The following is a 19,576-nucleotide window of genomic DNA, read 5'->3' as shown; positions in this document are numbered from 1 at the left end:
CGGGCGGGCTGAGAACTCCTCAGCCCGCCCGGCGCTTTGCGTATCGGAAACTCAGACCAGGTTCACCGAGCGGGCGGACGTCGCCCCGATCTCGGAAGCGACCTCGGCCAGCACCGCGGAGCCCACCGTGTCGTCCACGGTCAGCACGGCCAGCGCCTCTCCGCCGACCGCCGCACGGGCGACCTGCATGCCGGCGATGTTGATGCCCGCCTCGCCGAGGATGCGGCCGACGGTGCCGACGACACCCGGGCGGTCCTCGTAGCGCAGGACGACCATGTGGTCGGCGAGGGCGAGGTCGACGTCGAAGTCGCCGACCGCGACGATCTTCTGCACGTGCTTCGGGCCGGCCAGCGTGCCGGAGACCGACACCTCCTCGCCGCTGCCGAGCGTGCCGCGCACGGTCACCACGTTGCGGTGGTCGGCGGACTCGGAGCTGGTGGTCAGCCGCACCTCGACGCCACGCTCCTGCGCGAACAGCGGCGCGTTGACGTACGACACCGTCTCGTCGACGACGTCCTCGAAGACGCCCTTGAGCGCGGACAGCTCCAGCACCTTCACGTCGTGCTGGGTGATCTCGCCGTAGACCTCGACGTCGAGGCGGACCGCGACCTCGCCCGCGAGCGCGGTGAAGATGCGGCCGAGGCGCTCGGCGAGCGGCAGACCCGGCTTGACGTCCTCGGCGATGACACCGCCCTGGACGTTCACCGCGTCCGGCACCAGCTCACCGGCGAGCGCGAGGCGCACCGACCTGGCGACGGCGATACCGGCCTTCTCCTGGGCCTCGTCGGTCGAGGCGCCGAGGTGCGGGGTGGCCACGACCTGGTCGAACTCGAACAGCGGGGAGTCCGTGCAGGGCTCCTTGGCGTACACGTCCAGACCCGCGCCCGCGACGCGGCCCTCCTTGAGCGCCGAGTACAGCGCCTGCTCGTCGACGATGCCGCCGCGGGCCGCGTTGACGATGCGCACGCTCGGCTTGACCTTGCGCAGCGCCTCGTCGCCGATCAGGCCGAGGGTCTCGGGGGTCTTGGGCAGGTGGACGGTGATGAAGTCGGAGACCTCGAGCAGCTCGTCCAGGGACAGCACCTTGACGCCCATCTGCGCGGCCCGCGCGGGCTGCACGTAGGGGTCGTAGGCGACGACCTTCATGCCGAAGGCGGACATGCGCTGCGCGACGAGGGCACCGATGCGGCCCAGGCCCACGACACCCAGCGTCTTCTCGGCCAGCTCGACACCCGTGTACTTGCTGCGCTTCCACTCGCCGTTCTTCAGCGCGGCGTTCGCCTGCGGGATGTTGCGCGCGGTGGCGAGGAGCAGACCACAGGCCAGCTCGGCGGCCGTGACGATGTTGGAGGTCGGGGCGTTGACGACCATCACGCCGGCCTTGGTGGAGGCGGAGACGTCGACGTTGTCCAGGCCGACGCCGGCTCGCGCGACGACCTTCAGCTTCTTCGCGGCGGCGATGGCCTCGGCGTCCACCTTGGTGGCGGAACGGATCAGGATCGCGTCGACGTCGGCGATGGCGGGGAGCAGCTCGGCTCGGTCGGCGCCGTTGCAGTGCCGGATCTCGAAGTCGGGGCCGAGCGCGTCGACGGTCGCGGGCGACAGCTCTTCAGCGATGAGTACGACGGGTTTCGAGCTCACGTGAGTCCTCACAAGTCCAATGCGGACGGCCGTCCCGACGGCCGCTGGCGGTGGAGGGGCTAGCCGCGGTAGACGCACGACGCTGTGGGCCTGACGCGTATGTTGTGCAGCAGTGTAGTGGCGTGTCGGAGGGCGTCTTACGCCTCCGCGGAAGGATCACCCGTCCGGGGCTGGACGGGATGGACAAAGGGGGCCGGAGCAGTCTGCCCCGACCCCCTGACGTGGGGCTTACGCCTCCTCGTTCACCCAGCTCATCAGCTTGCGCAGCTGCTTGCCGGTGGTCTCCAGCAGGTGCTCGGAGTCCTGCTGCTTGTACTCGTTGTACTTCTTCAGACCGCCGTGGTACTCGTCCATCCAGGTCTGGGCGAAGGTGCCGTCCTGGATCTCGGCGAGGACCTGCTTCATCTCGGCCTTGGTGGCGTCGGTGATGATGCGCGGGCCGGTGACGTAGTCGCCCCACTCGGCGGTCTCGGAGACGGACCAGCGCATCTTCTCCAGGCCGCCCTCGTACATGAGGTCGACGATCAGCTTCAGCTCGTGGAGGCACTCGAAGTAGGCGATCTCCGGCTGGTAGCCCGCCTCGACCAGGGTCTCGAAGCCGGCCTTGACCAGGGCGGAGGTGCCGCCGCACAGCACGGCCTGCTCGCCGAACAGGTCGGTCTCGGTCTCCTCGGTGAAGGTTGTCTTGATGACACCGGCACGGGTGCCGCCGATGGCCTTGGCGTACGACAGGGCCAGCGGGAAGGCGCTGCCCGTGGCGTCCTGCTCGACGGCGGCGATCGCCGGAACGCCGCGGCCCTCCTCGTACTGGCGGCGGACCAGGTGGCCCGGGCCCTTCGGGGCGACCAGGGCGACGTCCACGCCGGCCGGGGGCTTGATGAAGCCGAAGCGGATGTTGAAGCCGTGGGCGAAGAACAGCGCGTCGCCGTCCTTCAGGTTCGGGGCGATGGACGCCTCGTAGACCTCGGCCTGGATCGGGTCCGGGATGAGGATCATGATGACGTCGGCCTCGGCGGCGGCCTCGGCCGGGCTCACCACGCGCAGGCCCTGCTCCTCGGCCTTGGCCTTGGACTTGGAGCCCTCGTGCAGACCGACACGGACGTCGACACCGGAGTCGCGCAGCGACAGGGCGTGCGCGTGGCCCTGGCTGCCGTAGCCGATGACCGCGACCTTGCGGCCCTGGATGATGGACAGGTCGGCGTCAGCGTCGTAGAACAGCTCGGCCACTTTGGGTTCTCTCCTTGGTGTGCAGGTTGTGCGTCCCACCGTATGCCGGTGAGCGGACGGAAAGTCTCGGGGTCTCGGCATACGGGCGACCGGCGATGTACCGACCGCCCGTATTCAGCCTTACGCGGATCGGTCGAGGGCGCGCAGCGAGCGGTCCGTGATCGAACGGGATCCGCGGCCGATCGCGATCGTGCCGGACTGCACCAGCTCCTTGATGCCGAACGGCTCCAGCATCTTGAGCATGGCGGACAGCTTGTCGCCGGATCCGGTGGCCTCGATGGTGACGGCCTCCGGGGAGACGTCGACGGTCTTGGCGCGGAACAGCTGGACGATCTCCACGATCTGGGAGCGGGTCTCGTTGTCGGCGCGCACCTTCACCAGAACGAGTTCGCGCTGAACGGCCTGACCGGGCTCCAGCTCGACGATCTTCAGCACGTTGACGAGCTTGTTGAGCTGCTTGGTGACCTGCTCCAGCGGCAGGTCCTCGACGTTCACCACGATGGTGATGCGGGAGATGTCGGGGTGCTCGGTGACGCCGACCGCGAGCGAGTCGATGTTGAAGCCGCGGCGGGAGAACAGGGCGGCGATCCGGGCGAGGATGCCCGGCGTGTTCTCCACCAGGACGGAGAGCGTGTGCTTGGACATGGTCTTTTTACGTCTCTCTCGCTCAGTCGTCTTCGTTGTCGCCGAAGTCGGGGCGAACGTCCCGGGCGGCCATGATCTCGTCGTTGGAGGTGCCGGCGGCGACCATCGGCCACACCATCGCGTCCTCGTGGACGATGAAGTCGACGACGACCGGACGGTCGTTGATGGAGTTCGCCTCTTCGATGACCTTGTCCAGGTCCTCGGGGCGCTCGCAGCGGATCGCGTAACACCCCATGGCCTCCGACAGCTTCACGAAGTCGGGGACGCGGGTGCCGGCGCTGGGCTGCTTGCCGTCCGCCTCCGGGCCGGAGTGCAGCACGGTGTTGGAGTAGCGCTGGTTGTAGAAGAGGGTCTGCCACTGGCGGACCATCCCGAGGGCGCCGTTGTTGATGATGGCGACCTTGATCGGGATGTTGTTCAGGGCGCAGGTGGTCAGCTCCTGATTGGTCATCTGGAAGCAGCCGTCGCCGTCGATCGCCCAGACCGCACGGTCCGGCCGGCCGGCCTTGGCACCCATGGCGGCCGGGACCGCGTAGCCCATCGTGCCCGCGCCGCCGGAGTTCAGCCAGGTGGCGGGCTTCTCGTACTGGATGAAGTGCGCGGACCACATCTGGTGCTGGCCGACGCCCGCGGCGAAGATCGTGCCCTCCGGGGCGAGCTGCCCGATGCGCTCGATGACCTGCTGCGGGGCCAGGGAGCCGTCCTCGGGCTGGTCGTAGCCGAGCGGGTAGGTCTCGCGCCAGCGGCTCAGGTCGCTCCACCAGGCGGTGTAGTCGCCCTTGTTGCCCTCGCTGTGCTCCTTCTGCACGGCCTGGACCAGGTCGGCGATGACCTCGCGGGCGTCACCGACGATCGGCACGTCGGCCTCGCGGTTCTTGCCGATCTCGGCCGGGTCGATGTCGGCGTGGACGATCTTGGCGTACGGGGCGAAGCTGTCCAGCCTGCCGGTGACGCGGTCGTCGAAGCGGGCTCCGAGGGCGACGATCAGGTCGGCCTTCTGCAGCGCGGTGACGGCGGTGACCGCACCGTGCATGCCCGGCATTCCCACGTGCAGCGGGTGGCTGTCGGGGAACGCGCCGAGCGCCATCAGGGTGGTGGTGACGGGCGCTCCGGTGAGTTCGGCGAGGACCTTCAGCTCGGCGGTGGCCTGCGCCTTGAGGACGCCGCCGCCGACGTAGAGGACGGGCCGCTTGGCGGAGGTGATCAGCTTGGCGGCCTCGCGGATCTGCTTGGCGTGCGGCTTGGTCACCGGGCGGTAGCCGGGCAGGTCCATGGTGGGCGGCCAGGAGAAGGTGGTCTTCGCCTGGAGGGCGTCCTTGGCGATGTCGACCAGGACCGGGCCCGGGCGGCCGGTGGACGCGATGTGGAACGCCTGCGCGATGACCCGCGGGATGTCCTCGGCCTTGGTGACGAGGAAGTTGTGCTTGGTGATCGGCATGGTGATGCCGACGATGTCCGCCTCCTGGAAGGCGTCCGTGCCGATCGACTTCGAGGCGACCTGGCCGGTGATCGCGACCAGCGGCACCGAGTCCATGTGCGCGTCGGCGATCGGCGTGACCAGGTTGGTGGCGCCGGGGCCGCTCGTCGCCATGCAGACGCCGACCTTGCCGGTGGCCTGCGCGTAGCCGGTGGCCGCGTGGCCGGCGCCCTGCTCGTGGCGGACCAGGACGTGGCGCACCCGGGTGGAGTCCATCAGCGGGTCGTACGCCGGCAGGATCGCACCGCCGGGGATACCGAATACCGTCTCAGCGCCGACCTCCTCGAGGGAGCGGATGAGGGACTGCGCACCCGTGACGTGCTCGACGGGGGCGGACTGCTGTCCTCCGGATCGGGGCCGCGGCTGCGGATGGGCCCCGGTGGCCTGCTCGGTCATCGGCATTCTCTTCTCGATGCTGAGGGTTTTTGCGAGGTTTGTGCGGTGTACGACTGCGGTACGACAGGTGCCTGTGCAACAAAAAACCCCTCGTGCCGTAGGGCAAGCGAGGGGAGCGCGCCGGTGTGGTCGCTGGAGATTCCGGATCGTCCTCCGGTCGTTCCCAGCTCAGCCGACGCGCTGTCCAAGTACGAGAATTCGGGTGCGCATGGCACTGACCCTCCCCCCGACGCGCACCACGTGTCAAGTGGGTGGGACGGGAGTCTCATTATGTGAGCGAAGGGCACTGCCACCTCCGAAGACGGCCGACACACCTCCGGTGTACACCCCCGCCGCCCCGCCCGCGAACGCCGGTTCGACCGGGGCGTGCGGCACGGGGTAGTGGCCTGATCCGAGCGCCCGACGCAGCCGGTACTCGTCCAGCGGTCCCGCGAAGGCCATGCCCTGCCCGTGGGTGCAGCCCATCGCGCGCAGCGCGACCACCTGCTCCGGCAGGTCGACGCCCTCGGCGACGGACTGCAGTCCGAGATCGCCGGCGATGCGCAGCAGCCCGCTGGTGATCTTGTGCAGTCGCGCGGACTCCACGACTCCGTCGACCAGGCTGCGGTCGAGCTTGAGGATGTCGGCGGGGAGCCTTCTGAGGGCCGTGATCGCCGCGTAGCCGCTGCCGAAGCCGTCGAGCGCGATCCGCACTCCGAGCCGGCTGAGCGCGGCCAGGCGCCGCTCCAGCTCGTCCAGCGAGGTTCTGGAGTCGGTCTCGGACAGCTCGACGACCAGCGCGCCGGGCGGCAGTCCGTGCCGGGTCAGCAGCGCCTCCAGGGAGCCGAGCGGTGTCGAGCGGTCCAGCAGCCGCCGGGCGCTCGTCCGGACGGCCACCGGCACCGCGTTCCCGGTGGCGGCCCGCTCGGCCGCCTGCTCCACGGCCTCCTCCAGGATCCAGCGGTCCAGCTCGGCGGTCTTGTCGCCGTCCTCGGCCACCCGCAGGAACTCGGCCGGGGTGAACAGCACCCCCTGGGAGGAGCGCCAGCGCGCCTGCGCGGAGACCGATGTGATCCGGCCGTTCTCCAGGCAGACCACCGGCTGGTGCAGCAGCGCGAACTCGCCGTCGTGCAGTGCGGCGCGCAGCCGGGTGGCCAGCTCCGCCTTGCGTACGACGTCCTGCTGCATCTGCGGTTTGTACAGCTCGACGCGGCCCTTTCCGGCCGACTTCGCGCGGTACATCGCGAGGTCGGCGTTGCGCAGCAGCTCGCCCGCGCCGAGGCCGGGTTCGGCGAAGGCGACCCCGATGGAGGCGTTGACACGGACATCGTTGCCGTCGATCGCGTACGGCTGGGAGAGGGTCACCCTGAGGCGGTCGGCGAGCTCCAGGATGTTCCGCTCCCGGGCGGCACGGTCACGGGTGCCGTCCCCGACGATCAGGGCCGCGAACTCGTCGCCGCCCAGCCGGGACGCGGTGTCCCCGTGCCGGACCGCCTCCTGGAGTCTGCGGGCGGCCTGGACGAGCAGCTCGTCCCCCGCCTGGTGCCCGATCGTGTCGTTGACGGCCTTGAAACCGTCCAGGTCGATGAAGAGCACGGCCGTGCCGCGCAGGGCGGCGCCCCGGTCGGTGGCCCGGCGGCCGGACAGGGCCTGCTGGACGCGCTTGGTGAACAGGGCGCGGTTGGGCAGGTCGGTGAGCGGGTCGTGCTCGGCGTTGTGCTGCAACTGGGCCTGCAGCCGTACGCGTTCGGTCACGTCCCGGCTGTTGAAGATCAGGCCGCCGTGATGCCGGTTGACGGTCGACTCGACGTTGAGCCAGCCGCCCTCGCCCGAGCGGAAGCGGCACTCGATGCGCGTGGTGGGTTCCTCCGGCGGGCTGGCGGCGAGGAAGCGGCGCACCTCGTGCACCACGCAGCCCAGGTCCTCCGGGTGGATCAGGGCCGCCAGTTCGGTGCCCACCAGATCCTCGGCGGGTCGTCCGTAGACCCCGGCGGCGGCCGGGGAGACGTACCGGAGGATGCCGTTGGGCGCGGCGATCATGATGACGTCGCTGGAGCCCTGCACCAGGGAGCGGAAGTGGTTCTCCTTCTGCGCCAGTTCCTGGGTGAGGGTGATGTTGTCCAGCAGCATGATGCCCTGGCGCATGACGAGCGCCAGCACGACGCCACCCGCGGTGATCAGCACGACGTGGTCGGGCCGGCGGCCGTTGAGGACGTTGTACAGGATGCCCAGGGTGCACACGGCGGCGGCGAGGTACGGGGTGAGCGCGGCGAGGGAGCCGGTGAGCGGCCGGCCGGCCGGGTACCGGGTGTGGTCGCCGCCCGGCGCGGGCACGTGGGGGTGGCCGGTGCCGCGCTGGCCGGGCACGTGCTCGTGGACGACGCGCGTGTGCCCGTCCGGCACGTGCCGTTCGCCGTCCTGCGCTCCGGGGCGCCGGGGGGCGGCCCAGGGGGCGTAGGCGAGCAGCAGGGAACCGGCGAACCAGCCCGCGTCCAGCAGCTGTCCGGACTGGTAGCTGCTGTGCAGCAGCGGCGAGGTGAACAGCGCGTCGCACATCACGGTCAGGGCGAGCGCGCCGATCGCGGTGTTCACCGCCGTGCGGTTGCCGGGGGTGCGGCGGAAGTGGAGCGCGAGCACCATGCTGACGAGCGCGATGTCGAGCAGCGGGTACGCCAGGGACAGCGCGGTGTGCGCGACGCTCGGCCCGTCGAACCGGGCCGCCTGGGCGAGCGCGAGGCTCCACGACAGGGTGAGCAGGGAGCCGCCGATCAGCCAGGCGTCCAGCGCCAGGCAGATCCAGCCGGCCCGGGTCACCGGCCGTTTGGCGAGGACCAGCAGGCCCACGATGGCGGGCGGCGCGAAGCACAGGAAGAACAGGTCGGCGTAGCTGGGGCTGGGCACGGGGCGTCCGAGGACCACCTCGTACCACCCCCAGACCGCGTTGCCCAGGGCCGCCATCGCCGAGGAGAGCGCGAACAGCAGCCAGGCCGGCCGGAAGCGGACCCGCGGGCTGCGTGCGTAGAAGAAACAGGAAACTGCGGCGGTGCCCGCCGCGGCGGTCAGCCCGAAGTCGCCCATGATCAGCGCGAGCTGGCCCGAACCCCAGTCGAACACGGAGCCGATGACATAGGCGCCGCAGACCAGGGCCAGGACGAGCTGACGGACCAGCCGCCTCCCGTCGCCGGCGGCCGACGGACGGGGCGGCAGCGGGGCCCCCGGCGGGTGCGGTGTGCGCAGCGCGCCGTCGAGGATGGTCGTCACGGAAGGCGGCGCGTTCACCGGGGCCTCCCGGTCCGCGCCGCTCCCGGGCCCCGTGGGTCCCGGTGCGCATTCTTCCTGCGGCCGCCCGGCCTGCGGTGGTGGCTGTGATGGCTCGTGTGGTGGCCGCGTCTGCGCGCCGCCGTGCGCCAGGGTCGCCGTCGGCGGCTCCGCCGCGTCGGATCGTTCGTCCATAGGCCGTGCATCGCCCGTCGCCCCCCTCACAAATCTGAAATGTCCATCCCCGGCGCCGAACGTCACCGGCGCAGCCCCTGTCGGGACGATACACCAGTATCGTCACTCAGGGACATAGCTTCTCTACGCTCCGTGACGATCAATGGATATGCCAGTACCGCTCGCATTCGGAAGATTGCGGAGGGTACCGGAAGCGGATTACGCCCCTGTTGTGAGGATCACGTTCCGCAGGGGCTCCTGGTTCACGAAGCGGTTCAACTGGTCCACGAGCAGCCGCTTGGCGCGCGGCAGAAAGGCCGACGTGGGCCCGCCCACATGCGGGCTGATGAGCACGCCGGGCGCCTGCCACAAGGGGTGTCCGGGCGGCAGCGGCTCGGGATCGGTCACGTCGAGGGCCGCCGTGATGCGCCCGTTCTCCACCTCCGCGAGCAGCGCCTTCGTGTCGACGACGGCTCCCCGGGCGACGTTGACGAGCAGCGCCCCGTCCTTCATACGGGCCAGGAATTCCGCGTCCACCAGACCATGGGTTTCCTCCGTCAAGGGCGTGCAGAGGATCACGACATCGGCTTCCGGAAGCAGTGAGGGCAATTCGGTGAGCGGGTGCACCAGACCGCGCGCCGTGGTGCGCCGGGAGCGCGCGACGCGCGCCACCCGCGCTACTTCAAAGGGCACGAGCCGGTCTTCGACGGCCGAGCCGATGGCGCCATAACCGACGATGAGGACGCTCTTGTCGGCGAGGGCGGGGTAGAACGCGCTCTGCCAGCGCTCCTCCTGCTGCGCCCGGACGAACTGGGGGATGCCGCGCAGGGAGGCCAGGGTCAGGGTCAGCGCGAGTTCGGCCGTGCTCGCCTCGTGCACACCGCGCGCGTTGCACAGCTGGACCCCGGGCACGATCGCCGACAGCCGGGCGGTGACGTCGTCCACGCCCGCGGTGAGTGTCTGGATGACCTGAACGTTGGTCAGATGCTCCAGTGGGCGCACCTTGACCGGCCACCGCTTCATGTACGGCACCACGTACACGACACAGTCCGCGGGGTCGCCCGGAAACTCCTCGTCGCCGCTCTCGCCCCCGTCCCAGAACAGGTACCGGAGCCCCTCGGGAAGCCCCTCGATCTCGTCCGGCGGGATGGGAAGCCACACGTCTGCACTCATGCCAGGAGGCTATGTCAGTCGTACAGGTGTGCAGAGGTTAGGTTGGGGGCCGGCAGAGGGAGGTTCACGAGCAGGTGGAGCGCAGGACGATCGGCGCGGGGGCGCTCGCGGTGGGGGCCGTCGGACTCGGGTGCATGCCGATGAGCTGGGCGTACAGCGGATCCCGGCAGCGGGGCGACGCATCGCTCAGAACCGTGCATCGGGCTCTGGATCTGGGCTCGACCCTCCTGGACACGGCGGACATGTACGGCCCGTTCACCAATGAGCTGCTGCTGGGGCGGGTGCTCAGGGAGCGGCGTGCGGACGCCTTCGTGTCGACGAAGGTGGGGCTGCTCGTGGGCGAGCAGCACATCGTGGCCAACGGCCGCCCGGGGTATGTGCGGCGGGCCTGCGACGCCTCGCTGCGGCGCCTGCAGACGGACGTGATCGACCTCTACCAGCTGCACCGCGCGGATCCCGAGGTCCCGGTCGAGGAGACGTGGGGCGCGATGGCCGAGCTGGTGCAGGCGGGGAAGGTACGGGCGCTGGGTGTGTGCGCGGTGGGTGCGCGCGGCGGGCGCCGCTCCGGATCCCGGCTGTACGACGCGACCCTGCGTCAGCTCCAGCGGATACAACAGGTCTTCCCGGTGAGCGCGGTGCAGGCGGAGCTGTCGGTGTGGTCGCCGGAGGCGCTGGACGGGCTGCTGCCGTGGTGCGCGGCGCGGGGGGTGGGCTTCCTGGCGGCGATGCCCCTGGGCAACGGCTTCCTGACCGGCACGCTCACCCCGGGAGAGGGCTTCGAGCCGGACGACCTGCGCGCCCGCCACCCCCGGTTCACGGCCGAGATGATGGCGGCCAACCAGCCGATCGTCGCCGGACTGCGCCGTGTCGCCCGCCGGCACGGCGAGGACGTCACCGCGGCCCAGGTGGCGCTTGCCTGGGTGCTCGCCCAGGGGCGCCAGGTGATCGCGCTGCCCGGCACCAAGCAGGAGCGCTGGGCCGAGGAGAACGCGGCGGCGGCCGCGCTCCGGCTGACCGCACAGGACCTGGCGGAGGTGTCCCGACTGCCGGCCGCGCGGGGATCCTGGGACTGAGGGCCCGGGCGGGGCGAGCAGTGGTGAGATGGGAGAAGCTGCCGCTGGATCACCGCCCCGAAGGGACCATGATCGTGCAACGTCGAGTTGTGACGGCCCTGTTGGCCGCGACCGCGCTCCTGCTCACGGCGGGCTGCTCCGCCGACGGCGGTGGCTCGCCGAACGGCAGCGGGAGCACGACGTCGCCGGGCGCCGCCGCGTCCTCCGCCCGGGCCACGGAGACGGCCGCCGCGGCCAAGGGCTCGGTGAAGGTGCTGCGCACGGTGGCCGAGGGCCTGAAGACGCCGTGGGGCCTGGCCCCGCTGCCCGGCGGCGGGCTGCTGGTCTCCTCCCGTGACGAGGGCACGATCACCCGGATCGACGAGAAGACGGGCCGCAAGACCGACCTGGGCAAGGTCTCGGGGGTCTCCCCGGCCGGCGAGGGCGGCCTGCTGGGCATCGCCCTGTCGCCCGACTACGCCTCGGACCACATGATCTACGCCTACTTCACCTCGGCCTCGGACAACCGCATCGTCCGGATGCTGTACGACGAGCAGAAGCCGGCCGGCGAGCAACTGGGCGCCCCCGACACGGTCTTCAGGGGCATCCCCAAGGGAATCATCCACAACGGCGGCAGGATCGCCTTCGGCCCCGACGGGATGCTCTACGCGGGCACCGGCGAGAGCGGCAACCGCGGCCTGGCCCAGGACAAGAAGTCCCTGGGCGGCAAGATCCTGCGGCTGACCCCCGAGGGCGAGCCGGCCCCGGGCAACCCGTTCCCCGGCTCCCCCGTGTACTCGTACGGCCACCGGAACGTCCAGGGCCTGGCCTGGGACTCCAGGCAGCGCCTGTTCGCCTCGGAGTTCGGCCAGGACACCTGGGACGAGCTGAACGCGATCAAGCCGGGCGACAACTACGGCTGGCCGGAGGCGGAGGGCAGGTCCTCGCAGGCCGGCTTCCACAACCCGATCGCCCAGTGGCACACCGACGACGCCTCCCCCAGCGGGATCGCCTACGTCGACGGCGTCATCTGGATGGCCGGCCTGAAGGGCAAACGCCTGTGGCGCATCCCGCTGCGGGGCACCGAGGCCGCGGCGGCACCCCAGGCCTTCCTCACCGGCGAGTACGGCCGTCTGCGCACGGTGGTCGCGGCGGGCGGCGACAAGGTGTGGCTGGTCACGAGCAACACGGACGGCCGGGGGACGCCGAAGAAGGGCGACGACCGGGTGCTGGAGGTGGAGGTGAAGTAATCTCCCCGCTCATCCGTGGCTCACTCGCCGTCCTCCGAGTCCTCCGACTCCGCTTCCGTGGAGGGCGGTTCGGGCCGGCGGACGACGACCTTTCCCGAGGCGAGGTCTATGGGGCCCCGGCTCGGGTCGTTGTCCCCGACGTCCTCCCGGGTCAGCTCCAGGCGCTTCTCTTCGTCATGGGTGTGCTTGCGACCGGGTGCGAACAGTTCCTCGAAGGCGTTGAACACGGCTTCTCCCCCCTTGCCGGTTTTCTCCAGCGTACGGGTCAGCCCGGCGCTTCGGCCGTGAGCGGTTCGGCCGGGAACAGCCCCAGCCGGTGCGCCACGGCCGCCGCCTCGCCCCGGCCCGCGACGCCGAGCTTGGACAGGATGTTCGAGACGTGGACGCTCGCGGTCTTCGGGGAGATGAAGAGTTCCTCGGCTATCTGGCGGTTGGTGCGGCCGGCCGAGACCAGGCGGAGGACATCCCGCTCGCGGCTGGTGAGGCCGAGGCTCTCGGCGGGGTCGAGGGCCTTGCGGGGCGTGTGGGTGAGGGTGAGGCGGGCGCGCTGGGCGAGCCGGGCGACGGCCTCGGCGAGCGGGCGGGCGCCCAGGTGGTCGGCGACCGCCCCGGCCAGGCGGAGCAGCTCCGTGGCACGGTCGCGTTCGTCGTCGCCGGCGGCCTCTTCGAGCAGGGCCTGGGCGAGCCGGCGGCGGACGCGGGCCAGGTCGTAGGGGCGGTCCAGGCACTCGAAGTCGGTGACCACGTCCGACCAGAGCGCTGTGGTGTCGGTGCCGTGGGCGCGGTGCAGTTCGGCGCGGGTCCAGCGCTCGTAGGCGTCCCAGACGGGTGCTCCGGTGGTGAGCTTCCGTGCGGCTTCGGCGAGCTTGTCGAGGACCTCGGCACGGCCGTCGGCCGCCGCGGGCAGGGCGCGGGCGTCGGCCTCGGCGGTGGCGGCGGCCAGCAGCAGGGGCCAGCCGTAGCGCTGGGTGCCGGGCGGGAAGCCGACCTCCAGAGCGCGGTCCAGCTCGGCCCGGGCGTCGAGGAGCCGGCCCTCCTCTGCGGCGACACCGATGGCGATGCGGGCGATGGGCAGCTGCTGCTGGGGCATAGGGTCGTGGGTGCCGTAGTGGGTGTGGGAGATGGCCAGCTGGCGGCGGGCCTCGGCGGCGTCGCCCCGGGCGAGGGCGATGTGGGCCAGGCGCAGCGCGCCGGAGCCCCGGGGCTTGGCGCTGGCCGCGGAGCCCAGGGCGCCCGACGCGGCTTCGGCGGCCTCGTCCCACTGGCCGAGCGCGTACAGCGAGTCGGAGAGGTTGCCCCAGATCCACGCCTCGGAGTCCAGCAGCCCGTACTTGCGGGCGAAGGCGATGCCCTCGCGCAGGATGGGCACCGCTTCCCGGGAGCGGCCGACCGCCTCCAGCTCGGACGGCAGGTTCACATGAGCCCGGCCCGCGACATGCGCCACGCCTTCCTGCAGCGCGGTCTCCATGACCCGGGTCGTCTCCGCCAGCCCGGCGTCGACGTCACCCGCGTCGACCATCAGGCAGCCGAGGGTGATGCGCGCGTTGAGCTCGATCTCACGGGCGCCCACCATCCGTGCGTACTCCACGGCCCGTTCGGCGGCGGCGAAGGCCTCGGGGCCGGGCTGGTGGAGCATGGACCAGCCGGCCACGTTGGCCAGCACCTCGGCGTGCACCTCCGAGGGTGGCAGGCCGCGTACCAGGTCCTGGGCGTAGGCGAGTTCCTGCCAGCCGTCGCCCCGGGCCAGGGCCTGGACCAGCCGGGAGCGCTGCACCCAGAACCAGGCGGCGCGCAGCGGGTCGTGCTCGTCCTGGAGGAGCCGCAGCGCCTTCTTGGAGATCTTCAGGGCGCGTTCGCGCTCCCCGCAGAAACGGCCCGCGACCGTCGCCTCCGCCATCAGGTCGAGGTAGCGCAGCGGGGCGGTGGCCGGATCGCAGCCGCACGGAGGGTAGACGTCGGTGTAGTCGACGGGGCGCAGGGCGGCGCGTACCTCTTCGGGCGCGGCGTCCCACAGCTCCATCGCCCGCTCCAGGAGCCGCAGTTGCTCGGTGTAGGCGTGCCGGCGGCGGGCCACGACGGAGGCGTCCAGGACGGCGGGCAGGGCCCGGGCGGCGTCGTGGGCGTGGTACCAGTAGCTGGCCAGGCGCATCACGCGGGCGTCTGCGGGGACGAGCGTGGGGTCGGTCTCGACGGCCTCGGCGTAGCGCCGGTTGAGCCGGGAGCGTTCGCCGGGGAGCAGGTCGTCGGCGACGGCCTCGCGGACCAGGGAGTGCCGGAAGCGGTAGCCGTCGCCGCCGGTCGTGGCGGTGAGGATGTTGGCGCCGACGGCGGCCCGCAGCGCCTCGATGAGGTCGTCCTCGGCAAGCTGGGCCACGGCGGCCAGCAGCCGGTACTCGACGGTGGAGCCGCCTTCGGCGACGATCCGGGCGACGCCCTGGGCGCTCTCGGGCAGCGCCTCGACCCGGACCAGGAGCAAGTCGCGCAGGGAGTCCGTGAGCCCGGTGCAGCAGCCCTCGGTGGCGGCGACGGCGAGTTCCTCGACGAAGAAGGCGTTGCCGTCGGACCGCTCGAAGATCTCGTCGACCTGGGCGGGATCGGGTTCGGCAGCGCGGATGCCGGCGATCTGGCGGCCGACCTCCTCGCGGGTGAAACGGGCGAGTTCGAGACGGCGGACGGTGCGCAGCCGGTCGAGTTCGGCGAGCAGGGGGCGCAGCGGGTGGCGGCGGTGGATGTCGTCGGCGCGGTAGGTGGCGAGGACGAGGAGGCGGCCGGTGCGCAGGGTGCGGAAGAGATAGGCGAGGAGGTGGCGGGTGGAGGCGTCGGCCCAGTGCAGGTCCTCCAGGACGAGCACGACGGTGTGCGCGGCGGCGACCCGCTCCAGCAGCCGGGCGGTGAGTTCGAACAGGCGGGCCATGCCCTGCTCGTCGTGGCGGCTGGAGGTGGCCTCCCCCAGCTCGGGCAGCAGCCGGGCCAGTTCCTCCTCCTGTCCGGCGCCGGCGGTGGCGAACTCCTCGGGCAGGGCGTCGCGCAGGGCGCGCAGCGCGGCGGAGAAGGGGGCGAAGGGCAGCCCGTCGGCACCGATCTCCACACAGCCGCCCACGGCGACGACGGCGGCACGACGGCAGGCGGCCGCGGCGAACTCCTCGACGAGGCGGGTCTTGCCGACCCCCGCCTCTCCGCCGAGCAGCAACGCCTGCGGCTCGCCCGCGGCGGCACGGGCGAGCGCGTCGTTCAAGGTGTCCAACTCGTCGGTACGGCCGACGAACACGGGACTCACGGACCTGGTCTCCACGGGCCCGAGCATCGCACGAGGTCCGGACGGCGGTGCACCTGTTTTCCACAGCTCCGGTGCGATGGTCGTACGAATCTGGGGCAGAGGACGGCCGACCCCCGTACGGCCGCCCTCTGCCCTGCCCGCGCTCACGCGATGCGCGGGAGCCGGTGCCTGCGGGGGCGATCGGTATGGGTCTCGGCACCCGCGCTGCTGTGCCGTGCGGCCTCCTCGCGGCGGGCGGTGCGACGGGAGCGCCGGACCTCGCGGGCGAGGCGCTCCTGTGCGGCCTCCCGGAGCAGCTCGGCGGAACGCACCCGGTGGAGTTCGTACTCGTACATGACCTGTCCTTCGGGAGAGGTGGTTTCGTGCTTCGCTTTCTGCGATGCCTCCACCTTCGTCTCCCCGGGGGGTGCGCCACATCGGGAGAGTTCCGCATCTTCGCGCGCGTGGGCGCCCGCCCACGCGCATAAGGGGCCTCAGAGGCTCCGTAAGGTACCTACGGATTCCCTAAGGCCCCCTGGGACCTGCGGTTTCTCAGCCCGTCGAGGGCAGGGCCAGCAGCGCGTCGGAGTACTTCAGGACGGCCAGGAGCAGGCCGATGACGCCGAGCGAGACGCCCGCCCAGGCGACCGACTTGATCCACGCGGCCTGCGGGCGGCCGGGGACGCCGAACGCGGGCCGGGCGAGCACGACCACGCCGGTGATCAGCGCGGCCAGCGCGAACAGGCCGGCCCACAGGGCGGTGGTGTGCCAGGCGTCGCCGTAGACCTCCTTGACCTGCGTGGCGACGTTCGCCGTGGACGAGGTCTGGAGCTGGCCGATGAGGGTCTCACGGGCGGCGGCGACCGTGCCGATCCAGCCGCCGCTGAGCGAGACCAGGCCCAGCGCGGCGGAGACGACGGCACCGGCGCCCAGGCCGACCCCGGAAGGCGTCTTCTCCTGAGGCGCCTCCTCGGGCTCCTCGGGCTCCCCGCTCTCCCCGGTGCCTTCCCCGGTGCTTTCCTCGGTGCTCTCGTCGGTCAGCTGCTCGTCCGGTTCCGCAGCGTCCGTCCCGGCCGCCGCCTCGGCAGCCGCGGCCCCCTCCTGCGGTGCCTGCTCGTCGTCGGTCTTGGTGAGGTCCTCAGTCTTCGTTGCCATGCCCGGCACCGTACGGACGCAGTCTGAGAGGTCTCTTAATGATCGTTGTGCGCGCCACGCGCGCGTACGGCACGCCACTCCGGGGCCAGCACCGCCCAGATCTCGGTGTCCGCGCGCACGCCCCGGTGCGGGTAGTTCTCCCGCAGGACGCCCTCGCGGCTCATGCCGAGCCGCCTGGCCACGTTGATGCTGCCCTCGTTGGCGGAGGAGGCGTACCACTCCACGCGGTGCATGCCGCGCTCGTCGAACGCCCAGTCCAGCAGCACCCGCATGCCGCGCGTGACGAGGCCGCGCCCGGCCGCCGCCGGTTCCAGCCAGCAGCCGGCCTCACAGACCCCGCTCGGGGTGTCCCAGACACGGAACAGCAGGCCGCCGACGAGCTTTCCGTCCAGCCAGATCCCGTGCAGGCTGCCGGCGTCGGCGGCGCGCTTGTCGGCGTACGACTTCACCCAGGACCTGGCACCCGCCAGGTCGGACACCGCGTCCGGCAGACCGATGTGCCGGCCGATGTACTCCCGCCCCCGGTCGATGTTGGCGAGGACCTCCTCGGCGTGCCAGACCTCCAGGGGGCGCAGTTCGGCGCCGTCCTCACCCAGGGATATCGCGTACATCGCGCTGCTGCTCCTCACGCAGTTCCTCCATGGACACCCTGCTGAGCCTCTCATGTGCGGCGCGGCACTCGGGCGGTTCGATGCTGATGCGCGGCAGCCGGCGCTCCAGCCAGGCGGGCAGCCACCAGTTGGCGGCGCCGAGCAGGTGCATCAGGGCGGGCACGAGCAGGGTGCGCAGGACGAAGGCGTCGAGGGCCACGGCGGAGGCGAGCGCGATGCCGAACATGGCGATCACGCGGTCGCCGCTGAGCACGAAGGCGAGGAAGACGGAGATCATGATGACCGCGGCGGAGTTGATCACCCGGCTGGTCTCGGCGAGTCCGACGCGCACGGCCCGCCGGTTGTCGCCGGTCTCCAGCCACTCCTCGTACATCCGGCTGACCAGGAAGACCTGGTAGTCCATGGAGAGCCCGAACAGCACCGAGACCATGATCACGGGCAGGAACGGCTCGATGGGGCCCTCCCGGCCGAGGCCGAGCAGTTCGCTGGCCCAACCCCACTGGAAGACGGCGACGACGATGCCGAAGGCGGCGGCCACGGCGGCGATGTTCATCGCGGCCGCCTTCAGCGGGATGCCCAGCGAGCGGAAGGCGACGAGCAGCAGCAGACAGCCGAGCCCGATCACCACGCCGACGAACAGCGGCAGTTTGCCTACGATCACATCCGCGAAGTCGTCATAGCTCGCCGTCACTCCGCCGACGTGCACGTCGAGGGAGGTTCCCGTCTCCGCGCGCGGGAGCACCTCGGTGCGCAGCCGGTCGACGAGGTCGCTGGTGCGCTGCGACTGGGGCGCGGAGTCGGGGACGACGGTGAGGTAGGCGGTGTCGCCGCCGGAGTCGTAGGTCACCGGGGTGACCGAGGCGACGCCCCGGGTGGAGCGCAGGGTGGTGTCGAGGCCGTCCAGGACGAGCTTGTCGTCGCCGCCGTCCACCCGGGTCACCAGGGTCAGCGGACCGTTGACGCCGGGGCCGAAGCCCTGCGCGAGGAGGTCGTACGCCTGCCGTGTGGTGGACGAGTGCGGGTCGTTGCCCTGGTCGGAGGTGCCGAGGTGGAGGGAGAGCGTGGGCAGCGCGAGCAGGGCGATGACGGCGACAGCGAGGGAGCCGAGCAGCTTGGGCCAGCGCTCCACGAACGCGGACCAGCGGGCGGCGAGACCGGTGGGCAGCTCGGGCCGTGGGCCGCGCCGGGCGAGCCGGCGCCGCTCGCGGCGGCTGAGCGCGCGCGGTCCGATGCAGGCCAGCAGGGCGGGCAGCAGGGTGACGGAGGCCGCGACGGTGAGGACGACCGTCAACGACGCGGCGACGGCCACCCCGTTGAGGAAGCCCAGGCGCAGGATCAGCATGCCCAGCAGGGCGATGCACACGGTCGCACCCGCGAACACGACCGCGCGTCCGGTGGTGGCCACGGCGTTCGTGGCGGCCTCGGTGACGCTCAGGCCGCGTTTCAGACCGCGCCGGTGCCGGGTCACGATGAAGAGCGCGTAGTCGATGCCGACGCCGAGCCCGATCAGCAGGCCGAGCATGGGCGCGAAGTCGGCGACGGTCATGGCGTGTCCGAGCAGCCCGATGCCGGCGTACGCCGTGCCGACGCCGATCAGCGCGGTGGCGATCGGCAGCAGCGAGGCGGCGAGCGAACCGAAGGCGAGGAACAGCACCACGGCCGCGACCGCCACGCCGACCACCTCGGCCGTGTGCCCGCGCGCGGACTCGGTGAGTTCGATGGCGCTGCCGCCCAGCTCCACCCGCAGCCCGTCCCGTTCGGCGGCCCTGGCGGTGCGCACGACCGCCTCGGCCTCGGACTTGCCGATGTGCTCGGCCTGCTGGGCGAAGGTGACGGTGGCGTAGGCCGTGTGCCCGTCGGCGCTGATCCGGTGGGCGCCGTGACGACCGTACGGGCCGGACACGGAGGCCACTCCCGGCAGGTCGGCGATCCGGTCCAGGGTGCGGGTCATGGTCCGCCGGACGCCGTGCGCGCGGACGGTGCCGTCGGTGGTGTGCCAGACGACGGTGTCGCTGTCGCCGCCCAGGCCCGGGAAGCCCTCCTGGAGCAGCCGCGTCGCGCGTCCCGACTCGGTGCCGGGGGCCTCGTAGTCGTTCGAGTACGCCGAACCGGCCGTGGCGGCGGCCGCACCGACCCCGCCGAAGGCGAGCAGCCACAGCAGGACGGTGATCAGGCGGTGGCGGACACACCAACGCGCGAGGGCTGCCACGGACCTGCTCCCAGGGGACGATTTGTGGATCTTTGGCCGGGAACCATCGTCCATGAACTGAACAGCCCGCAAA

At 71.6% G+C, this 19,576-nt stretch carries 14 protein-coding genes; 2 read left to right on the top strand and 12 right to left on the bottom strand.

The window, feature by feature from the left end; all coding sequences use genetic code 11:
* Nucleotides 1-51 precede the first annotated feature (51 nt).
* From serA to ACFYZZ_RS29460, 6 genes are all read right to left on the bottom strand, one after another.
* Complete coding sequence (gene serA / locus ACFYZZ_RS29485; protein ID WP_389182142.1) at nucleotides 52-1,641, bottom strand: phosphoglycerate dehydrogenase; 1,590 nt, start codon at nucleotides 1,639-1,641, stop codon at nucleotides 52-54.
* Between the two features lie 228 nt (nucleotides 1,642-1,869).
* Entirely contained in the window at nucleotides 1,870-2,868 is a 999-nt protein-coding gene (gene ilvC / locus ACFYZZ_RS29480; protein ID WP_386576582.1) for a ketol-acid reductoisomerase, read from the bottom strand.
* 120 nt (nucleotides 2,869-2,988) lie between these two features.
* Nucleotides 2,989-3,513: an acetolactate synthase small subunit gene (gene ilvN / locus ACFYZZ_RS29475; protein ID WP_386576583.1), complete on the bottom strand. Its 525-nt coding sequence runs from the start codon at nucleotides 3,511-3,513 to the stop codon at nucleotides 2,989-2,991.
* Nucleotides 3,514-3,535: 22 nt separating this feature from the next.
* Nucleotides 3,536-5,392: an acetolactate synthase large subunit gene (locus ACFYZZ_RS29470; protein WP_389182139.1), complete on the bottom strand. Its 1,857-nt coding sequence runs from the start codon at nucleotides 5,390-5,392 to the stop codon at nucleotides 3,536-3,538.
* Nucleotides 5,393-5,629: 237 nt separating this feature from the next.
* Entirely contained in the window at nucleotides 5,630-8,644 is a 3,015-nt protein-coding gene (locus ACFYZZ_RS29465; protein ID WP_389182136.1) for a putative bifunctional diguanylate cyclase/phosphodiesterase, read from the bottom strand.
* A 372-nt stretch (nucleotides 8,645-9,016) separates the two neighbouring features.
* Entirely contained in the window at nucleotides 9,017-9,970 is a 954-nt protein-coding gene (locus ACFYZZ_RS29460) for a 2-hydroxyacid dehydrogenase (protein ID WP_389182133.1), read from the bottom strand.
* A gap of 74 nt (nucleotides 9,971-10,044) precedes the next feature.
* Here ACFYZZ_RS29460 and ACFYZZ_RS29455 point away from each other — a divergent pair, with 74 nt between their 5' ends.
* On the top strand, nucleotides 10,045-11,043 hold the full coding sequence (locus ACFYZZ_RS29455) for an aldo/keto reductase (RefSeq protein ID WP_389182130.1): 999 nt from the start codon (nucleotides 10,045-10,047) through the stop codon (nucleotides 11,041-11,043).
* Nucleotides 11,044-11,111: 68 nt separating this feature from the next.
* Nucleotides 11,112-12,272: a PQQ-dependent sugar dehydrogenase gene (locus ACFYZZ_RS29450; RefSeq protein ID WP_389182128.1), complete on the top strand. Its 1,161-nt coding sequence runs from the start codon at nucleotides 11,112-11,114 to the stop codon at nucleotides 12,270-12,272.
* Between the two features lie 20 nt (nucleotides 12,273-12,292).
* Here the strand turns inward: ACFYZZ_RS29450 and ACFYZZ_RS29445 are convergent, their stop codons facing one another.
* The 6 genes from ACFYZZ_RS29445 to ACFYZZ_RS29420 form a co-directional block, all read right to left on the bottom strand.
* Nucleotides 12,293-12,499: a DUF6191 domain-containing protein gene (locus ACFYZZ_RS29445; protein WP_389182125.1), complete on the bottom strand. Its 207-nt coding sequence runs from the start codon at nucleotides 12,497-12,499 to the stop codon at nucleotides 12,293-12,295.
* Nucleotides 12,500-12,537: 38 nt separating this feature from the next.
* Complete coding sequence (locus tag ACFYZZ_RS29440) at nucleotides 12,538-15,576, bottom strand: AAA family ATPase (RefSeq protein WP_389182122.1); 3,039 nt, start codon at nucleotides 15,574-15,576, stop codon at nucleotides 12,538-12,540.
* Between the two features lie 116 nt (nucleotides 15,577-15,692).
* Nucleotides 15,693-15,884, bottom strand: a complete 192-nt coding sequence (locus tag ACFYZZ_RS29435) for a hypothetical protein (RefSeq protein WP_389182119.1) — start codon at nucleotides 15,882-15,884, stop codon at nucleotides 15,693-15,695.
* Nucleotides 15,885-16,080: 196 nt separating this feature from the next.
* Nucleotides 16,081-16,683 (bottom strand): hypothetical protein, encoded by a 603-nt coding sequence (locus ACFYZZ_RS29430; RefSeq protein WP_389182116.1) that lies wholly within the window; start codon nucleotides 16,681-16,683, stop codon nucleotides 16,081-16,083.
* A 35-nt stretch (nucleotides 16,684-16,718) separates the two neighbouring features.
* Nucleotides 16,719-17,294, bottom strand: coding sequence for a GNAT family N-acetyltransferase (locus ACFYZZ_RS29425; RefSeq protein ID WP_389182113.1), 576 nt, complete (start codon nucleotides 17,292-17,294; stop codon nucleotides 16,719-16,721).
* Entirely contained in the window at nucleotides 17,272-19,503 is a 2,232-nt protein-coding gene (locus ACFYZZ_RS29420) for an MMPL family transporter (protein ID WP_389182110.1), read from the bottom strand. Before ACFYZZ_RS29420 ends, ACFYZZ_RS29425 begins: the two co-directional genes overlap by 23 nt.
* Nucleotides 19,504-19,576: the final 73 nt, after the last annotated feature.

The sequence above is a fragment of the Streptomyces sp. NPDC001816 genome (assembly GCF_042892235.1).
Classification (GTDB): Bacteria; Actinomycetota; Actinomycetes; order Streptomycetales; family Streptomycetaceae; genus Streptomyces.
Note: the sequence above shows the minus strand (reverse complement) of the source record. Positions and strands in the feature narration are given on the sequence as shown.